13 protein-coding genes and 1 pseudogene are annotated in these 17,526 nt (G+C 60.7%); 4 read left to right on the top strand and 10 right to left on the bottom strand.

Annotated features, from left to right (window positions below):
• Both ACMLHG_RS10910 and ACMLHG_RS10905 read left to right on the top strand, forming a co-directional pair.
• Positions 1-575, top strand: a 575-nt coding sequence (locus ACMLHG_RS10910; protein ID WP_417170517.1) for a hypothetical protein, incomplete at its 5' end; no start/stop codon positions are given.
• A 47-nt stretch (positions 576-622) separates the two neighbouring features.
• Positions 623-2,845 carry a glycosyl hydrolase family 28-related protein gene (locus ACMLHG_RS10905; protein WP_417170516.1) on the top strand — a complete coding sequence of 741 codons (2,223 nt, stop codon included), beginning with the start codon at positions 623-625 and terminating at the stop codon, positions 2,843-2,845.
• A gap of 152 nt (positions 2,846-2,997) precedes the next feature.
• On the opposite strand, the gene prfB is transcribed toward ACMLHG_RS10905, so the two are convergent.
• The 9 genes and pseudogenes from prfB to ACMLHG_RS10860 form a co-directional block, all read right to left on the bottom strand.
• Positions 2,998-4,089: a peptide chain release factor 2 gene (prfB, locus tag ACMLHG_RS10900; protein ID WP_295808643.1), complete on the bottom strand. Its 1,092-nt coding sequence runs from the start codon at positions 4,087-4,089 to the stop codon at positions 2,998-3,000.
• A 26-nt stretch (positions 4,090-4,115) separates the two neighbouring features.
• Positions 4,116-4,679: pseudogene (gene nifU, locus ACMLHG_RS10895) on the bottom strand (Fe-S cluster assembly protein NifU); the annotation flags it as partial.
• A gap of 18 nt (positions 4,680-4,697) precedes the next feature.
• On the bottom strand, positions 4,698-5,903 hold the full coding sequence (locus ACMLHG_RS10890; RefSeq protein WP_417170515.1) for a hypothetical protein: 1,206 nt from the start codon (positions 5,901-5,903) through the stop codon (positions 4,698-4,700).
• Positions 5,904-6,011: 108 nt separating this feature from the next.
• A complete protein-coding gene (locus ACMLHG_RS10885) occupies positions 6,012-7,745 on the bottom strand; it encodes a proline--tRNA ligase (RefSeq protein ID WP_417170514.1) in 1,734 nt (577 codons plus the stop codon).
• 35 nt (positions 7,746-7,780) lie between these two features.
• Positions 7,781-8,590: a zinc transporter ZupT gene (gene zupT, locus ACMLHG_RS10880; protein WP_294433407.1), complete on the bottom strand. Its 810-nt coding sequence runs from the start codon at positions 8,588-8,590 to the stop codon at positions 7,781-7,783.
• Between the two features lie 30 nt (positions 8,591-8,620).
• Positions 8,621-10,033, bottom strand: coding sequence for an aspartate kinase (locus ACMLHG_RS10875; protein WP_294433405.1), 1,413 nt, complete (start codon positions 10,031-10,033; stop codon positions 8,621-8,623).
• A gap of 21 nt (positions 10,034-10,054) precedes the next feature.
• Positions 10,055-11,347, bottom strand: coding sequence for a homoserine dehydrogenase (locus ACMLHG_RS10870; protein WP_295808595.1), 1,293 nt, complete (start codon positions 11,345-11,347; stop codon positions 10,055-10,057).
• Positions 11,348-11,493: 146 nt separating this feature from the next.
• Positions 11,494-12,228, bottom strand: coding sequence for a prepilin-type N-terminal cleavage/methylation domain-containing protein (locus ACMLHG_RS10865; RefSeq protein WP_417170513.1), 735 nt, complete (start codon positions 12,226-12,228; stop codon positions 11,494-11,496).
• 23 nt (positions 12,229-12,251) lie between these two features.
• Positions 12,252-14,267 (bottom strand): hypothetical protein, encoded by a 2,016-nt coding sequence (locus ACMLHG_RS10860; RefSeq protein ID WP_417170512.1) that lies wholly within the window; start codon positions 14,265-14,267, stop codon positions 12,252-12,254.
• A 145-nt stretch (positions 14,268-14,412) separates the two neighbouring features.
• Here ACMLHG_RS10860 and ACMLHG_RS10855 point away from each other — a divergent pair, with 145 nt between their 5' ends.
• Positions 14,413-15,300, top strand: coding sequence for a helix-turn-helix domain-containing protein (locus ACMLHG_RS10855; RefSeq protein ID WP_417170511.1), 888 nt, complete (start codon positions 14,413-14,415; stop codon positions 15,298-15,300).
• A 150-nt stretch (positions 15,301-15,450) separates the two neighbouring features.
• Positions 15,451-16,545 carry an SGNH/GDSL hydrolase family protein gene (locus ACMLHG_RS10850; protein WP_295808591.1) on the top strand — a complete coding sequence of 365 codons (1,095 nt, stop codon included), beginning with the start codon at positions 15,451-15,453 and terminating at the stop codon, positions 16,543-16,545.
• Positions 16,546-16,552: 7 nt separating this feature from the next.
• On the opposite strand, the gene ACMLHG_RS10845 is transcribed toward ACMLHG_RS10850, so the two are convergent.
• The gene (locus tag ACMLHG_RS10845) at positions 16,553-17,425 is read right to left on the bottom strand and encodes a helix-turn-helix domain-containing protein (RefSeq protein ID WP_295808589.1); all 873 of its coding nucleotides are present in this window, start codon (positions 17,423-17,425) and stop codon (positions 16,553-16,555) included.
• Between the last annotated feature and the right edge of the window lie 101 nt (positions 17,426-17,526).

Genomic DNA, 17,526 nt, shown 5'->3' with positions numbered 1-17,526 from the left:
AGGCGATGGCGGGACATCTGCTCTATGCCAACGATTATGAAGGTTTTCTCTTCGGGTGGATCACCAGCTACACCTACAAGGGTGAATACGCCAGCGAATGGGGAAATCTGCTGTCCGAGGCAAAATACATCAGCAAGGCAGTCACCAGATGCACCAGCCGCAGTCCAAGTCAAACCTATTCCTACGGCATCTGCAACTGGGGGATGAACTTCGGCGAAATGACCAGCGACCGGAAACAGGTCGTCCGGGAGACATTCGGGAAGTTCTACACCCCCTGCGACTTCAATACCGGAAACGTCACCATGTACACCACCAAAACATTGCGGAATGCCAGCCGATTTGATCTGCTCTCCGACAATATGCAGGACGGCATGGCCGGAGCTCCCAATCCCGGCGACGGCCAATGGTGCTATTCGTTCAAACTCACCAGCAACAAATTCCCCGCCAGCATTCACCACGGCAATCGCGGCGTGGTGGCATTTGCCGACGGTCATGTGGAAAATCCCGGAAAAATGGAGTTCAAGGAGATGGGCTTCTACCGAATTATGATCAACGGAATCAGCATCCCGCTCTAGAGCCTTCCTTCCGGAAAAAACAATTTTGCCAAGCTAGGAACATCTCCATGAAAAAAAACTTTTTTTATCTTCTCGCCTTCCTGTTGTCCGGCATTGTCGTTCCGGCGGCCCCGACCGTGCAGGAGTTGGAAAAACGTGTCAGGGCTCTGGAGGAAAAAGCGGAAACTCTACGGGAAAAAGATCCTGATTTCGCCGACTGGGTCCGCGAACAGTCTTCGATTCACCGCTCCTACCGCAAAGCGTACTTCTACGACCTCGAAAACGATCCCTTCGAAGCACCGATGATCCTCGACGAATGGCAGACCCTGCTCGAACGCATGGAACAGGAGTGGGAGATCTTCCGCGACATGCCGGATCTGGAGGCCGGAGGCCTGGTGAACGTCAGGGAGTTCGGCGCGAAAGCGGACGGCAAAAACGACGATGCGCCCGCCATTCAGAAAGCGATCGATTTTGCAGTGAAAAACGGAAAAGGCGGAATTTTTCTCCCCAAAGGACGCTATCTGCTGAACCGCCGCAAAGGGTGGCGCGTTCCGACGCTCCGCTTCCACCGGATCAGACATTTTAAAATGAAAGGGGAAGCGGGGACCGTTCTGGTGATGAATTCGCCGAAAACACCGCATTTCGATATCCAAAACTGCGAAAATCTCCGTTTTGAAACATTCCACATCACCTCCCTCAAGCCGATCTACTCCACCGGAGTTGTAACTGGATGGACCGAAGACGGCAAGGGCGTGATCTACCGACACGACGGCGGACTCCTCCCGCTGGACCCGGAAATCACGAAGAGTGAAATGAATTTCTTCCGAGTCTGCGATTCCCAACTGGCAGAGGACGGCAAAACACCTCTCCTCTACACCGCGCAAAAACGGCTGCGCCGGCGGATTCTGCTGTTCCAGGATTCCGTGAAGCATCTGAAGGCGGATGAGTATGTCGCCTATCCGAACCACTCCAGACTCTGGCCGCTCGCCCCGGGAGAGAAAACCGCCGATGTTTACCAGAAAGGACTTCGGCTGATCAACTATGCACGGAACTATTCCGGCTTTTTCCAGCTCGATCATGCCGACCGCTGCCGGTGGAAAAACATCTCCATGGAGCGTATCGGCGGAGTGGTCATCAAGGGATACCTCTCCGATGCGACCTTCATTACCGACTGCACGGTCAGCACCGCCCCGGAAGAAAAAATCGCCGTCGCCACCTGCGCGGATTTCTTCTATGTGCGTATGCCGTCTCTGGGCGGATTCATTTCCAGAAACGTCGTCAAAAATCTCGGCGACGACTTCTTCAATATCCACAGCGCGGTTACCCCGATTCTCCGTCAGGAGGGAAAGGTCATTTACATCCCCACCCAGGTATGGGGCGCGGATCTGCACAGCAGATACATCCGTCACATCGACATTGTGCCGAATCTCGGGCAGAAACTGGTCGATACAAGAAAACGTTTCAAGGTGCTCTCTGCAGAAAAGGTCAAAATCAAACACTCCTCGACCTACTTCGATCCTCGACAGGCCAGAGCGGAAGGCATCTCCTACGCACGGTTCCGGGCGCTCGGCGAACGGAAAATCTCCACGATTCAGAAGGAACCGGTCGATGTGACAGTGTTCAAACTGGAGCTGGATCGCGATCCGGGCGAACTGCGCTGCGCCGAACCCTTCATCACCCGCGATGAATACGCGATGATCCGTGATGCGAAGAAAATGGATCTCGTCCACTTTCCAGACCTGTACGGTCAGGGACTGGTGATCAGCAACAACTATTTCGCCGACTGCATCGGCCGCTGCTGGATCATGGGCTCCGGCTCCCTGCTGCTAAACAACACCTTCATCATGCGGATGGAACGGGGGCTCTTCGGTACCTGGAACACCTTCCTGAACAACTGGGCCGAAGCATTTTTCCCCCGCGTTGTCACCTATGAGGGAAACAAATTCAGACTGCCGCAGGATGACACCACGTTCTTTCTGCGCCAGACAAAGTATGATCCTGAAAATTCCGCCACCTGGATGCGCCACCTCTATCTGACGGGGAACCTGTTTCTCTTCGATCTCACTTCACCGTACGCCGGAATGAAGGGGAAGTTCACTCGTCCGGCATTGCTCGAAGCCCGCGGAATCGCCGATCTGGAAGTCATCGGCAACAGCTTTCTCCTCTCTCAACCGCAGGCGGATACCCGGTTCGCTCTGCAGGAGGTCACAGGAAAAATCCGTGACAATCAATTCCGCGGGGTCTGGAAGGGCGACAAAATCGGTCCGAACGTCCGGATTGACTCCGAATAGCCCCCTCCATCGGACCGGAAAGCGTTTCCCGCCGCCCCCTGCGTCCCGCCGCAAGGGGGCGCATCGTTTTCATCACCGGACAATGAACTTCCACAAAAAAACCGCTCTCCTTACATGGGAAGAGCGGTGTTGTAACAGAACTCCAGTTCTCCCTAACGGGAGCTTTTCAGATACGCCTCGATGAACTGATCGATCTCACCGTCAAGCACGCCGGCGGTGTCGCTGGTTTCCACTCCGGTACGGAGGTCCTTGACCATCTGGTAGGGCTGCAGCACGTAACTGCGAATCTGACTGCCCCAGCCGTTCTCCATCTTCTCGCCCCGGATCGCATCCGCCTCGTTGCGGCGCTTCTCCTCCTCGTATTCGTAGAGTTTGGCTTTCAGCATCTTCATCGCCGTGGCACGGTTCTTATGCTGCGAACGCTCGTTCTGGCAGCAGACCACGATGCCGGTCGGCAGGTGGGTGATCCGGATTGCCGAGTCGGTGGTGTTGACGTGCTGCCCGCCCGCTCCGCTGGAACGGTAGGTGTCAATCCGCAGCTCGCTCTCGTCGATTTCCACCTCGATGTCGTCATCCAGTTCGGGGAAGACGTCCACCGAGCAGAAGCTGGTGTGCCGCCGCGCATTGCTGTCGAACGGAGAGATGCGCACCAGCCGGTGCACCCCCTTCTCCCCTTTCATGTAGCCGTAGGAGAACTCCCCGGTGACGTGCAATGTGACGCTCTTCACGCCCGCCTCTTCGCCGGGCTGCAGGTCGATCACCTCGTCCTTCCAGCCGCGCCGCTCGAAGAAGCGCCGGTACATGCGCAGAAGCATGTTCGCCCAGTCGCACGACTCGGTGCCGCCCGCTCCTGCGTGGATCGAAAAATAGAGGTTGTTCCGGTCGAACTTGCCGGAGAGAAAACTCATGATCTCCATCCGGTCCAGCGACTTCAGCAGCCGCCGGTAGGCGATCTCCGCCTCCTTGAGGAACTCCTCGTCCTCCCCGGCGAGTTCCAGTGCAACCGCGTAGTCCTCCACCTCGCTCTCCAGCCGGCGGAACGGTTCGACCAGGTTCCGGCAGGCGGACAGCTGGGAAACCGTGTTCTGCGCCGACTCCTTGTCGTTCCAGAAGTCCGGCGCGGCCATCTTCTTCTCCAGCTCCGCCATCTCCTCCCTGCGCTCATCGATGTGCAGGAATTCGTGGAGGTGCTCAATCCGGCTCTTCAGCTCCCCTTCCGCCTGCCGCAACTCGTCGAAACTCATCATTTCCCGGCGTTCTCCAGTTTCCACATGTCGTCGAGCAGGTGCTGGATGTCGTCGAGACACGCGCCGCACGCACCGCCCGCCTTGCAGTAGTGCGTGACCTCCTCGGCCTTGTGCAGTTTATTCTCTTTCGCGACCTTGAGGATCTTCACGTCGGTGACGCCGAAGCATTTGCAGACAATCCGCCCCTCGTGGTCCGCATCCTTCTCAAACGGACTCTTCTCGCCACGGTAGTGGCAGATGGCCGCCTGAAGCGCCTCCATGCCCATCACCGAGCAGTGCATCTTCGCTTCCGGAAGCCCGCCGAGCATATCGGCGATCTGCTGGTTGGTGATCTTCTCGGCCTCCTCCAGCGTCTTGCCCTTGACCAGCTCGGTCAGCGCGGAGCTCGACGCAATCGCGCTGGCACAGCCGAAGGTCTTGAACTTGACGTCGGCGATCCTGCCCTCCTTGTCGAGCTTGAAGGTGAGCTTCAACGCATCGCCGCAGGCGGCGTTGCCCACCTCGCCCATACCGTCGGGATTCTCCACCTCGCCCACATTGCGCGGATGGAGAAAGTGATCCATGACTTTATCGGTATAATTCCACATGATACACACTCCTCTCTTCTATTTCCCGGCTTTCGCCGGAACTGATGCCTTCCGCAGAATCTCCTTGACCAGAGCCACGGAACGCGGATGTTTGATCTCTCCCCGCGTCAGCATCGCTTCGAGGTAATACCTCACCAGCGGATGCTGCTTTGCGTTGGAGCCGAGCGACCAGTTCGCCGCAAGAGAGATCAGGAAATTCATCAGACTCTCCCGATCCTCCGGCGTGATCTCTCCCTTTTCCTTCTTCGCCTTGAACTCTTTCGGCGTCAGCATTTTGCCCGGCCTGGCAAGCTGATCGACCAGCCGGCGGACCGGCTCAACCTTCCCGGTCGCGAAAAACTCGAACCAGAGCTGATCGAGTTCTCCGGGATTCCGGATCGAACCGGGGACCTCCACCGGCAGTGCGGCGAGCTTCTCCAGCTCCCGGAGCGTCTCCGCGTCGAGCTTCGGCCGAAGTGCCGCCTCCGCTTTCCCACCGAGAAAATGGATCACCGCCGCAACCGCCCGGCGACCTTCCGCCGTCCGCTGCGCCGCCGCAATCCGGAGCAGTTCCCCATGCAGCTGGGGATTCAGCCGGAAGAGCAATCCCAATCCGTAATAGAGCGACAACGTCTTGCCGTTCAATCCGGGGCGCTCCCGCAGACAGCTCTCCAGAACGCCCGGCAGCAGTTCCGGCTTCGGCGAACGGTAGTAGTTGCCGAGCACTTCACTGCTCTGTTTGAACTCCACCGCAGGGAACGGAGCCGGCGGCGGCACCAACTGCCACGCACACTCCAGAGCCTTCTCCGAACCGTCGTTGCGGTCGCGGAGTTTCCCGACAATCCGGTAGGTCCCTTGCGCATCCTTTTCCTCCATCTCCGCTTCCAGATGGAAGTTCGAAAGAAACACGCCGTTGCCGTCACTCTTCCCCCGGAAGACGACGAGGTCGCGGCCGATCGGCGTTTTCGTCCCGTCCGGATTGACCTGCTCCAGGTCGGCCGTCACATCGGCGGCCCCCTCCTTGAGCGCGAAGCGGCCGAGAACCAGCCGGATCGAGAAAGGCTGCCCCGGCGTCACCCGGGAAACCGTCGAAACCTGCGGCGGACGCCCGGGAAGAATGTGCTCCCATTGATCCTGCAGGTTCTGCGAAAGCGTGGCCACGAGGTTCCCCTCCACCGCATGTACGCCGCAGGCGGCGAAAAGGAGCAGCAGCGCTCCCGCCAGCTTTTCCGTGCCACGCTTCATCAGCCTGTCTCCTCACATTGCCGTACAGGCAGGACCGTTCCCGCCGGATTTTAACAATATACGATATTTCCGGGACGTTTTCAAGTGTTCCGGAACATTTTTCAACGGTCAGCGGTATTTCTCCATCTCCGCCTCGACCCGGGCGGCGACATGGGAGACCGCCGCGTCGAGCGCAATCCGCTCCGCGTCGCGGCTGCCCCGCACCTTGAACTCCGCCTGCTTCTCCGCCAGAGTCCGGGGCGACACCACCAGCCGCAGCGGAATGCCGAGCAGATCGGCGTCGCTGAACATCGAACCGGCCTTCTCGCCGCGGTCGTCGTAGAGCACCTCGATGCCGGCGACCTGCAGTTCGGCGTAGAGCCGCTCACACGCTTCGCCGACCCCCTCCTTCTCCGGATTGATCGCGCACAGCTCCACCTGCCACGGCGCAATCGACATCGGCCAGATCGGACCGTACTCGTCACAGCTCTGCTCGATCACCGCCGCCATCGCCCGGCCGACGCCGATGCCGTAACAGCCCATGACCATCGGATGCGACTTGCCGTCGCGGTCGAGGTAGTCGCAGTGCATCGTGTCGGAATATTTGGTCCCGAGCTGGAAGATGTTCCCCACCTCGATGCCGCGCAGGAACTGCAGCGGCTGCCCGGTGAGCGGACAGGGATCCCCTTCCCGCACACAGGCGATGTCCGCAACCAGACAGCCGCTCCCGGCCAGGTCGCGGTCGAAGTTGAAGTTCCGGTAGTGGTAGTCCGTCTCGTTGGCGCCGACCACCAGATTGCCCGATTCCGCCGCCGAACGGTCCACGATGATCCGCGCCTTGGCGGGATCGATTCCGACCGGACTGGCGAACCCGGGCACCGCGCCCGCCGCCTCGATCGCGGCGTCGTCGGCGAACTTCAGCTCGGGCACCTTGAGCGCGTTGGCCAGCTTCACCTCGTTGACCTCGAAGTCGCCGCGGATCAGCACGAAAATGAGTTCGCCGGTGTGCGCGTCCTGATAGAAAACCGCCTTGCCGGTGTTCTCCGACTTCACCCCGAGAAATCCGGCGACATCCTCGATCGTCTTCATCCCGGGGGTGTGAACCTTCTCCAGCGGGAGCGGTTCGCCCTTTTCGAACTTCCACGCCGCCACCGCGATTTCGCGGTTGGCCCGGTAGCTGTAGTCGGCGTTGGTGATGACGGTGTCCTCGCCGCAGTCGCAGATCGCCATGAACTCATGCGACACCTTGCCGCCCATCATGCCGGAATTGGATTCGATCGACAGCACATTCTTCATCCCCACCCGGCGGAAAATCCGCTCGTACGCCTCGTGACAGCGGGCGTAGTAGCGCTCCAGATCGGCCTGATCGGTGTGGAAGCTGTAGGCATCCTTCATCGTGAACTCGCGCGTGCGGATCAGCCCCGCCCGCGGACGCGCCTCGTCGCGGTATTTGGTCTGAATCTGGTAGAGCATCACCGGCAGCTGCTTGTAGCTGTTGAGTTCGGTGCGCACCAGGTGGACAATCGCCTCTTCGTGAGTCATCGCCAGAATCATCGGCTTCTCGTTGCGGTCGCGGAAGCGCAGCAGCTCCGCCCCGACCGACTCGTACCGCCCGGACTCCTGCCAGAGGTCCGCCGGGAGCACCACCGGCATGAGCACCTCCTGCCCGTCGATGCGGTTCATCTCCTCCCGGATGATCGCCTCGATCTTTTTGACAATCCGCTCCCCCGTCGGCAGCAGCGAATAGATTCCCGCCGACACCGGGCGGATGTAGCCGCCGCGAATCAGAAATTTGTGACTGACAGTCTTCGCGTCCTTCGGATCCTCCTTGATCCGGCGCCCGACCAGTTTGCTCATTTTCATCGTTCAAAACCCCTGCGATGTTGGATAATTATCTTCTAAACCAAGGCCAGTCCGAGAGCCATCAGAAACATCCCGCCGACCAGCCCGTAAAGCGCCAGATGCGATTCCCCGTATTTGTGCGCCATCGGCAGCATGCCGTCAAATGTGACGAAGACCATGATGCCCGCCACCGCGGCGAAAATCATATTGAGCACCGTTCCATCCAGAAACGGCGCAAGAATCAGATAACCGAGCAGCGCCCCGGCCGGATCGGCCAGCCCGGTCAGCGATGCGTAGAGAAACGCCCGTTTCCGGCTCCCGGTCGCATAGTAGACCGGCACCGACACCGCCAGTCCTTCCGGAATGTTGTGCAGAGCCATCGCCACCGCCACCGGAATTCCCAGCTCCAGTCCGCCGAGACTGGCGGCAAACACCGCCAGACCTTCCGGAAACTTGTGAACCGCAATCGCCGCCGCAAACCGGAGCCCCGCCCGCTGCAGCGGACGAAAATCCGCAGGAGGCAGATCCATCTCCTCCACGCTCCGGGTCTCATGCGGGTTGACCGGTTCCGGCACCAGCCGGTCGATCACCGCCGCCAGCAGCATCCCGCCGAAAAACGCCCCCATCGAAACAAAGGCGCCGGGCGTCCCGCCGAACACCTCACGCAGTTCCCGGTTGGCTCCAGCCAAGAGTTCGACAAAGGAGATGTAGATCATCACCCCGCCGGAAAAGCCAAGCGCAACCGAAAGCGCGCGGGTATTGGTCCGCCGCAGAAAGAACGCGGAGGCCGCTCCCAGCACCGTCGCCGCGCCGGCCAGCGTCGTCAGCAGAAATGCACCGGCTACCGAACCTGCCGCGAATTCCATCTCCGGCCTCCTCTCTCCGAGGTGCTCCGCTTACAGCTGCGCCTCGTTCTCCACCAGTTCATGATGCAATGCCTTCTGCGCCGCCTCGAAGTCCTCGCGATCGATGATGAACTGCATGTTGACCTGCCGCATGCACTGATCCAGCGCGAGCACGTTGATCTTCGCCTCGGCCAGCGCCTTCGCCGCCCGCGACAGGAAACCCGGAATCTTCATGTTGCTGCCGATCACCGCGATCACCGCCACCTTGCGGGTGGAGATCTTCGCGGCGGGGAAGTTCTCCGCCAGTTCCGCGAGGCAGGCGTCCAGCCCGCGCGACCGCTCCGGCACATAGTGGGTGATCGTGTTGGCGTTGGTGTTTTTGGCGATGTAGCTGATGCGGTGCTTCGCAAAACTCTGCAGCACCCGGAAGTCGTAGCCGCTCTCGCCGACCATCTCCGGATCGAACACTTCGACCGCGAAGAGGTCGCGCCGCCCGCAGATCATATCCACCCGCGGATTCGGCGAAACGTAGTTCCGGCTGATCAGCGTGCCCGGATTGCCCGGGTCGAACGCGTTGGCCACCCGGATCGGAATGTTGTTCAGTTCCATCGCCTTGGAGGCCTTCGGGTGAATCGCCTCCATCGCCATGTCCGCCAGCTGATCGGCGATGTCGAAATTGGTGTGCCCGATGGTGCGGACCTTGTCCTTGCCGATCAGTTTCGGGTCGCCGGTGGAGAGGTGGAACTCCTTGTGGATCACCCCTTCCCGCGCCTGCGTCACCACCGCAAGTTTGCTGAAGGTGATTTCACTGTAGCCGCGGTCGAACTTCGCCATCACGCCCTCGGCGCATTTGGCGTATCCGGTGACGATCGGCATGCACTGCGAGAAATCCAGCCCCTGAATGTGGTGCAGAATCGTCTCCTCCATCGTGCCGGTCTCCTGATCCTTCCAGCCGGAGAGGTCGACGAACACCGCATTGACCCCGTGTTCCCGCAGGATCAGCGTCGAATTGAAGGCGCTGTGCGCTTCGCCGACCGAGCTGAGCAGTTCGCGCGCCGCCGGCAGGTAGTCCTCGCGGTGGAAGTGCCCGAAGCTGCGCAGCTGCATCAGGTTGCGGAGGCAGCTCTTCACCCCGTCCATCCGCTCGTTGACGAAATCATCCGCCGCGTCCTGCCGCAACCCGAGCGATTCGAAGGTGCGGTTGAGCCGGATCAGCTCGGCGCGGGTCGCCTCGAGCTTCTCCGCCCACGAACGGTCGCCCGCGGCGAATGCCGCAAAGATTCCCGGCTCGGCGGTCTTCTTATTTTCCAGCAGCAGATTGGTGACCCCGCCGTAAGCGGAGACGACGAAGATGCGGTTGTAGAGTTCCGGACCGCGGCGGTTGCCGATGAGGATGTTCTCCATCAGCTCGCCGAAGCGGGTCATGCTGGTCCCGCCGATTTTTTCTACGGTGTGAATTCCCATGATAAATTTCTGTTCCTCTGCCTAGATGTCTTCGATGCGCATAAGCTTGACCGGCGACTGATTGATCGAGAGCGTCGCAAGCTCCGCCAACGCGGCGCGGAGGCTCTTCTCCGCCGCGGAGTGGGTCAGAATCACCAGCGCCACCGTACCGTCCGCCTCGCGGCGCTCGTGCTGAATCAGACTGGAGATGCTGATCGACTTGTCGGCGAGAATCTGCGCGATCGACGCGATCACGCCGGGGCAGTCCCGCACCTGGAGCCGGAGGTAGAAGCGGCTCTCGCTCTCCTCCATCGTCAGCACCCGGCGGAAAAGTTTGCCGGGCCGGAAAGCCGGAGTCCGGCGGACCGAACCGACCGCGAGGTTGATCGCCACGTCGGTGAGGTCGGCGACCACCGCGCTGGCGGTGGCGTTCCGCCCGGCGCCGCGGCCGTAGAAGAGGGTCTGCCCGACGGTGTCGCCCTCGACCAGCACGCCGTTGAAGACGTCGGAGATGTTGGCGAGCAAGGTGTTCCGGGGAATCAGCGTCGGCCGGACGCTCATCTGGACGTTCCCCTCCGACTCCTTGATGACCGAGAGCAGTTTAATCCGGTAGCCGAGCTCCTCGGCATAGCGCAGGTCGGCCAGCTCGAGGTCGCGGATTCCTTCGACATGGACCGGGTCGAGCCCGAACCATTCGCCGAAGGCGAGCGCGGCGAGAATCGCCGTCTTGTGCGCGGTGTCGAATCCGTCGATGTCGAGCGAGGGATTCGCCTCGGCGTAACCGAGCTTCTGCGCATCGGCGAGAACGGTGTTGAAGTCGGCACCCTCGTTCTCCATGCGGGTGAGGATGTAGTTGCAGGTGCCGTTCATGATGCCGTAGATGCGGTGGATGCGGTTGGAGACCAGACCCTCGCGCAGCGCCTTGATGATCGGGATTCCGCCCGCGACGCTCGCTTCGTAATAGACATCCACGCCGGCGGCTTCGGCGGCGGAGAAGATCTCCTCGCCGTGCAGAGCCAGCAGCGCCTTGTTGGCGGTGACCACGGGCTTGCCCGCCCGGATGGCGTCGAGGATGAACTTCTTCGCGACGGTGGTTCCGCCGACCAGTTCGACGACGATATCGGCTTCGCGGATCGCCTCGGCGGCGTCGGTGGTGAGAACCCCTTCCGGAATCCGCACGCCGCGGTCGGTGGTGATATCGAGGTCGGCGACCTTGGCGAGGACAAGTTTGACTCCGGCGCGGCTGGCGATCACGTCGCTGTTGGCGAGGATGTTGGCGGCGACGCCGGCGCCGACGGTCCCGAACCCGATGATTCCGATCTTGATTTCTTTCACGGTCATTTTCCCTGTGATTATCTTGAATCCATGCAAAAACAGTTCTGAAAAAGATAATATAGCATGAATTTGCGATTTGTAAATTTGCAAGTCGCCGCAGATGAGTGAAAATCACCGGAAAACCCCGACGTGCCGCGCTCCTCTTCTCACCGGATCGTATAGTTGAACTCCGCCGCCTCGGCGACTTCGCCGTAGCTCACGCCGTCGACATGGCCGTCTCCGTAGAGATAGTTCGCCTTGTCGCCGTGCCGGATTCCGATGTTTTTCGTATTTCCGGAAAGCGAACTGCGCAGTACTCCCGTCCCCTCCATGATGAAATAGACCTCATCGTAACTCAGCGCCGAACCTTCCACGGCGGAATCGGCGGCGAACATCGTCCGGCTGTCCAGATACTGCTCCCGGCGGCTGTAGAAGGTGTCGGAACCGGCCACGCAGACCACGCCGACACCTGTCCAGTCGGAAGACCACTTCCGCAAGCCGTAGCTGTTGGTGCTGTCCACGTCATTGCGGGTATCGAACTCCACCGCCGGGCAGTTCGCCATCCCCTTTTTCCCCTGTTCGTAAGGCGGCATGTAGTGTAACAACCCCAGCAAAACCCGCCAGGTTCGCCGCCAGGTGACGGTCGGCCAGGGCGCCTTGGCCGGCATCGTCCAGCCACTATGATCCCCGGCGTACTGCAGGAAGACCAGACCGCACTGCTTGAGGTTGTTGCGGCACTGAATCTCCTTCGCCCGCGCCCGTGCCTTGTTCAACGCGGGCAGCAGCATGGCCGCGAGAACCGCGATAATCGCGATCACGATCAGGAGTTCGATCAGGGTAAAATTCCCCCGTTTCCCGGCATGGACACGCGGGATTCCTGTGGAAAAAAATGTCCGTTTCATTCCAGCTCCTCTCAGTTGTTGATTCACTGCAGAATCACGAGATTATATTGGTAAGGATCCTTGCGCACACCGATTCCGTCGCCCCAGTGGAGAAACCCTTTGCGCCCGGCACCGTCGTTGTCGTTGATCAGAAGAGAGAAGTAAAAGCGATCCCCTTTCTGAAAGCTCCGGCGGCCGAACAGCGAGGCAGGCAGGGAGAGTTGATACACATGCCGCCCGGGCGCGCCCATCCGGTCCAGTCTGGACGGTGTGACGGAGAGTTTCACCCGGTCAGTGACGCCACGGGGAAGGCCGATCCGGTTTTCCCGCAGGAAGGTTTCCGGCCCGTGTCCGGTCAGGGCGATGTCCAGTTCGGTGCTCCCTTCCGGTTCCCCTCCGGCCTCCTCGAACTGGAACCCCATCTGGAGGCCGTCGCTGCCCCAGCCGCGCTCCGCGCTCGGAGCAACCCGGAAATGGTTGTCCTTCACCCGGATCGTCAGCAGGAGGTTCGACGGGGTGTAGCGAAATTCGAACGAGGCTTCCAGATCCTCCCGCCCTTGCCAGCCTGGAGCGGCAAACGAAAAATATTTCCCCTCCTTCGCAAGATCCACCGGCACGGCCGGTTTCCCCTCCGGAACAGCAAACGCGATTCCTTTCGTCAGTTTCCGCGGCGGCCGGCGCCGCGGCGCACCCTTGCGTTTCACCACCGCAACCGGCCGGATTCCGGCAAAATCCCCGGTCATCAACTGCGGCATGGCATCGACGGTGATGCTCCACTGCGCGGGCTTCCAACGGTTCCGGAGGCTGCTGCTCCAATCCCGCCAGCCCCAGGTCACCCGCCGGGAGGGAGCGCCCGCCCGCCGTACCTCGAACGGAGTCCGTCTGCCTGCAGAATCCTCCCACACGATCGAATAGCGCGCCCCTGCGTCCGCGCTCCAGAGCGCCAGAACGTCACGCCCCCGGTACCGGAAGCGGAGCACCCACACGTCGGGGTTTCCGACCTCCATCCGGCCGACGCACTCGCCGTGCGCCACCAGTCCGGAAATATCCCGCATCACCTCCCCGGCCGGTTTCAGCGTGAGGTCGGGGCGGACCAGTCCGAACGACTCCTCCCGCTCTTCGGAGTTCCACCCGTCATCCTGAAAATCGTACCACCACATGCCCCGGAGGGACGGCACCAGCCGTGCCAGCAGAAACAGCCGTGCCAGATTGGCGGCGCACTCCTCCTCACTGCGGCCGTGAATGCCGCGAAAGGAGGGATACCCCATCTCGGTGATGAAAAACGGCTTCTCTTTTCCGCCAGAGTGCCTGCGGATGAACTCCTCCACACGGACCATCTTCCGGAACCACGCTTCCGGAGTTCCGTCCTCGCCCATGTTTTTGAAGTTGTAAGGGTGGATCGACAGAAAATCGCAGAAATCCGCCGCCCCCAGCTCCAGAATCCGCTGAAGGAACGCCTCGCCGGTACAGACGGAGCCGCAGATCACCCCCGCCTCCGGATGGATCTCCTTCAGTCGGGGATAGACCGCCTTCAGCAGCCGGACGTAGCTTTCGGCATCCCCGCGTCCCCAGCGGGCACGGTTCATGCCGCAACCGCCATCCCATTCGTTCCAGACCTGATAGTAGGCGATCTTCCCCCGCCCGAAGGCCGCGACGGTCTCCGCGTACCGGACAAAGGCGGCCACCGCCTCGTCACTGCGCGGATATCCGCCCTCATCGTAGAACGGATTGTTGTATGCGAGAATTCCGAGCGGCTTCAAGCCCCGCTTCACCGCCGCATCCACAAATTCATGAAACAGCCGCGGCGCCGCGAGTCTGCCCCGCCTCCGCTCCACCATCTTCCACGGCATGTCGTCGCGGATGGACCCCAGCCCGAACTCCCGGATCAGATCCAGATTGGCCTCCACACTGCCGCGGCCCGGTGCGAAATGGGTCGTCGTGCCGATGAGAAATTTCGGAGAATCCTTCTCCCTCTTTGCGGCGGCCCCCTCCCCCGCCCGCGCTCCCAGCGACAGGACCAGGGTCAGCGCCAGAAAACATCGCATTGCGTTTGAATTCATTGTTTCCTCCTTTTGTCTTCCCGTTCGACTTGCCTGCGACAACTGCTGTTTCTCTATTTATTATACCTGAAAAAGCTGGATTAAAATTTGAAAATCAGATCAAAAAATGATATATTCCAATCAAATTAATCAGGGAGTGGACTTCATGAAATCGCCGGAGAAATCGCCGCATTATTTTATTCCGGTCAGCCGCCATTTCCGAGGCAACATGCCGGTAACGCTGCGGTTGCGCAACTATCAGGAGCTCTCCGACCAGCTCCACAGCCACGAATTCAGCGAGCTGGTTCTGGTGCTCAGCGGAAGCGGACTTCACGTCACTCCGGAGCGGGAGACGCCGATCCACCCCGGCGACGTGTTGCTGATTCAGCCCCGCCGCCAGCATGGATATCAGGAACTCCGGCAGCTGCATATCGCCAACTTTCTCTTCATGCAGCAGCGTTTCACCCGCGAACTCGAACAGCTGCAGTCCATGAGCGGCTACTACGTACTCTTCGAAAAACGGCCGGCCGACCGACGGGAACCCGGCAGCCGTACCCTCGGCGACAAGGAGTTTGGTCGGGCGCGGGAACTCACAATGCGGATGCAGCAGGAACAACGGAGGAAAATACCGGGCTGGGAGTTACAGTTCCGGCTGCTTTTTCTGGAACTTCTGCTGCTGATCTGCCGGAGTTTTTCACAGGAAGAGAATACCGGGGAGGAAGCGTCTCTGCCGGCAGAGCGCACCCTGCGGTATCTGGATGAACATTACGCCGAACCGGTCGATCTGCATCTGCTGGCACGCCACTGCGGCTGTTCCGTACCGACCCTGACCCGTCAGTTCCGGCAACGGACCGGCGAGAGTCCGATCGGCTATCTGAACCGCCTCCGCCTCGACAAAGCCGCCCGTCTCTTGAGCGGCACCACCCTCCCCGTCGGGGAGATTGCGGAACAAACCGGCTTCGCCAGCAGCAGTTATCTCGCCCGCTGTTTCCGGACCCGCTACCAGCTCTCTCCTCACGCCTGGCGGAAGAAATACCGCACTCAGGAATCGTGACCCCGTCCCGGAATGGCGTTTCCCCGCAAAAATGCAAATCCGGAAATTTTTGTTCCCTTTCGCCATTGCCAAACCGGAAAAAGAGACTATCTTAAATTCAGAAAAAATTCCACCGGGCCGCGCCCGGGAACATATTTGAAGGGAAATGAAATGGTTCCGGAAAAAGATTTCTCCGATCTCGACGCCAACTACAAACCTCAAAGCGTCAACGGCCGCGACATGATCTTTCACGACGGGTTCGCCGCCCCGTTTGTTCTGGAAGGCGTCCCCTTCGTCGACGCGGAGGGGCGACACCGCCGCCTGCCGCAGGAGGCCGCGGAAAAATGCCTTCGGCCGCCGGTGATCCCGATGAGCCTTCAGGGGGCCGGCGAAGTGCTCCGCTTCGTCACCGATTCGACCGCGATCGCCCTCGACGTCACCTTCGACGAACTCTTCGCCGGACCCCAGCGGCGCGCCAGCACCGGTTTCGACCTCTACATCGGCTCCGGCACGGAGAAGCGATTCTGCGGCAACCAGTTCCCCGCCACACAGGATCCGCATGCGGAACTGCTCTTCTCCGCCCTGCCGCTGCCCCGGACGCGGGAATTCCGGGAGTACACGCTCTACTTTCCGCTCCACAGCGCGGTCCGGAGCATCCGGATCGGCGTCGATCCCGGCTGCCGCATCGAACCGCCTGCCCCGCACCGGGTGGAGAAGCCGCTCCTCTTCTACGGCTCCTCCATCACCAACTGCGGCGCGGTGAGCCGCCCCGGCATGAACTACCCGGCAATCATCACCCGCCTGCTCGATCTGCCCATGGTCAACATGGGGTTCAGCGGCGCCTGTCTCGGGGAACTTCACATCGCCGATGAAATCGCCGGCGTCGACCCGGTCGCCATGGTGCTCGAATATGACCACAACGCGCCCGATCCGGAGTTCCTCGCCCGGACCCACGAGCCGTTCTTCCGCCATCTGCGCGCACTCTGCCCGACCTTGCCGGTGCTGCTCACCTCGCGCTGCGACTTCATGAACACCCCCGACGGGAAACGGCGCCGGGAGATCGTCATGCGCACCTTCCTGCACGCGCTCGACGAAGGCGACCGCTTTGTGGATTTCCTCGACGGAGAGACGCTCTTTTCCGGCCCGTTCCGCTACGACTGCACCATCGATAACTGCCACCCCAACGACCTCGGCGCAACCTTGATGGCCGAACGGATCGCCGACCGGATCAAGCGGATGCTCGCCCCGCTCGACGACACCAAATGAGCCGGATTCAACTCCGGTAAAGCTGACGGTTCCGCTCCCGCCCCGCCTTGCGGAAGCGCAGCGGCGACATGCCGTACACCTTCTTGAAGAGGTGGGAGAAGTGGAACTGGTCGGCGAAACGGAGCCTCTCCGCGATTTCACCGATTCCGGCGTCGCCGTCGAGCAGCAGAAGCTCCGCTTCGCGCAGACGCTTGCGCCGGATGTACTCCAGAGGGGCCATTCCGGTCGCCTGCTTGAATTTGCTGTAGAAGGACTGGCGGGACATGCCGCACCGTTTCGCCAGCTCCCCCGGCGAAAACGCCCGCCCCGGATCGGAGTCGATACAGGCGGCCACCTCCTGAAACCACCGTTCCCGACAGCAGCGCACCGCCTCTTCGCGAATCGTCGACTGGGTGACCACAATCCGCAGAAAACGCACCAGCAGCTCCTGCACGAGCAGCTGATCGGCGAGCGCTTCCGCTCCGACAAGCGGAACGAGCCGGCACATGATCGTTTCCGCCTCCTCCGAGCGGATGAAATCCGGAATCTGCAACAGCCCGAAGAGGTCGAAGAGCAGATCGCTCCGGGCGGAGAAGGTCAACGACACATAGGGGGCCTGCTCCTCCGACGCCAGCCAGGTGCGGCGGATCGAATCCTGCGGAAAATGGATGATCGAATGGGCGGGCCGCTCGATGAACCGCCCGGGCGCCTCCTTGAACTCGCTCCGGACCGCGCCTTCGCGGATCAGAATGAATTCCGGGTAGCCGCAACGGCACCACGACGGGGTGCGCGTCGTGATCGCTCCGGTGGCAACGCGGAGCAGCCGGACGTGGATTCCGTCAAAGATCTGGCCGGGACTGATATTGATCTTCTGCATGGAGAAAGTATAGTTTGTCTCCACGTGCTTTTCAAGCCGCTTTTGGACGCAGAGACATAAAATCCGGAAAAAATGCCATTTTATTTTAAGGGAATGTGTGGTATGTTATGGATCAAACGACAAAA

It is taken from the genome of Victivallis sp. (assembly GCF_048170485.1).
Lineage (GTDB): Bacteria > Verrucomicrobiota > Lentisphaeria > Victivallales > Victivallaceae > Victivallis.
Note: the sequence above shows the minus strand (reverse complement) of the source record. Positions and strands in the feature narration are given on the sequence as shown.

Coding starts and splice junctions, on each gene's coding strand:
- ACMLHG_RS10905 (WP_417170516.1), top strand. CDS start 623: ATGAAAAAAAACTTTTTTTATCTTCTCGCCTTCCTGTTGTCCGGCATT.
- prfB (WP_295808643.1), bottom strand. CDS start 4,089: ATGAGTTTCGACGAGTTGCGGCAGGCGGAAGGGGAGCTGAAGAGCCGG.
- ACMLHG_RS10890 (WP_417170515.1), bottom strand. CDS start 5,903: ATGAAGCGTGGCACGGAAAAGCTGGCGGGAGCGCTGCTGCTCCTTTTC.
- ACMLHG_RS10885 (WP_417170514.1), bottom strand. CDS start 7,745: ATGAAAATGAGCAAACTGGTCGGGCGCCGGATCAAGGAGGATCCGAAG.
- zupT (WP_294433407.1), bottom strand. CDS start 8,590: ATGGAATTCGCGGCAGGTTCGGTAGCCGGTGCATTTCTGCTGACGACG.
- ACMLHG_RS10875 (WP_294433405.1), bottom strand. CDS start 10,033: ATGGGAATTCACACCGTAGAAAAAATCGGCGGGACCAGCATGACCCGC.
- ACMLHG_RS10865 (WP_417170513.1), bottom strand. CDS start 12,228: ATGAAACGGACATTTTTTTCCACAGGAATCCCGCGTGTCCATGCCGGG.
- ACMLHG_RS10860 (WP_417170512.1), bottom strand. CDS start 14,267: ATGAATTCAAACGCAATGCGATGTTTTCTGGCGCTGACCCTGGTCCTG.
- ACMLHG_RS10855 (WP_417170511.1), top strand. CDS start 14,413: ATGAAATCGCCGGAGAAATCGCCGCATTATTTTATTCCGGTCAGCCGC.
- ACMLHG_RS10850 (WP_295808591.1), top strand. CDS start 15,451: ATGGTTCCGGAAAAAGATTTCTCCGATCTCGACGCCAACTACAAACCT.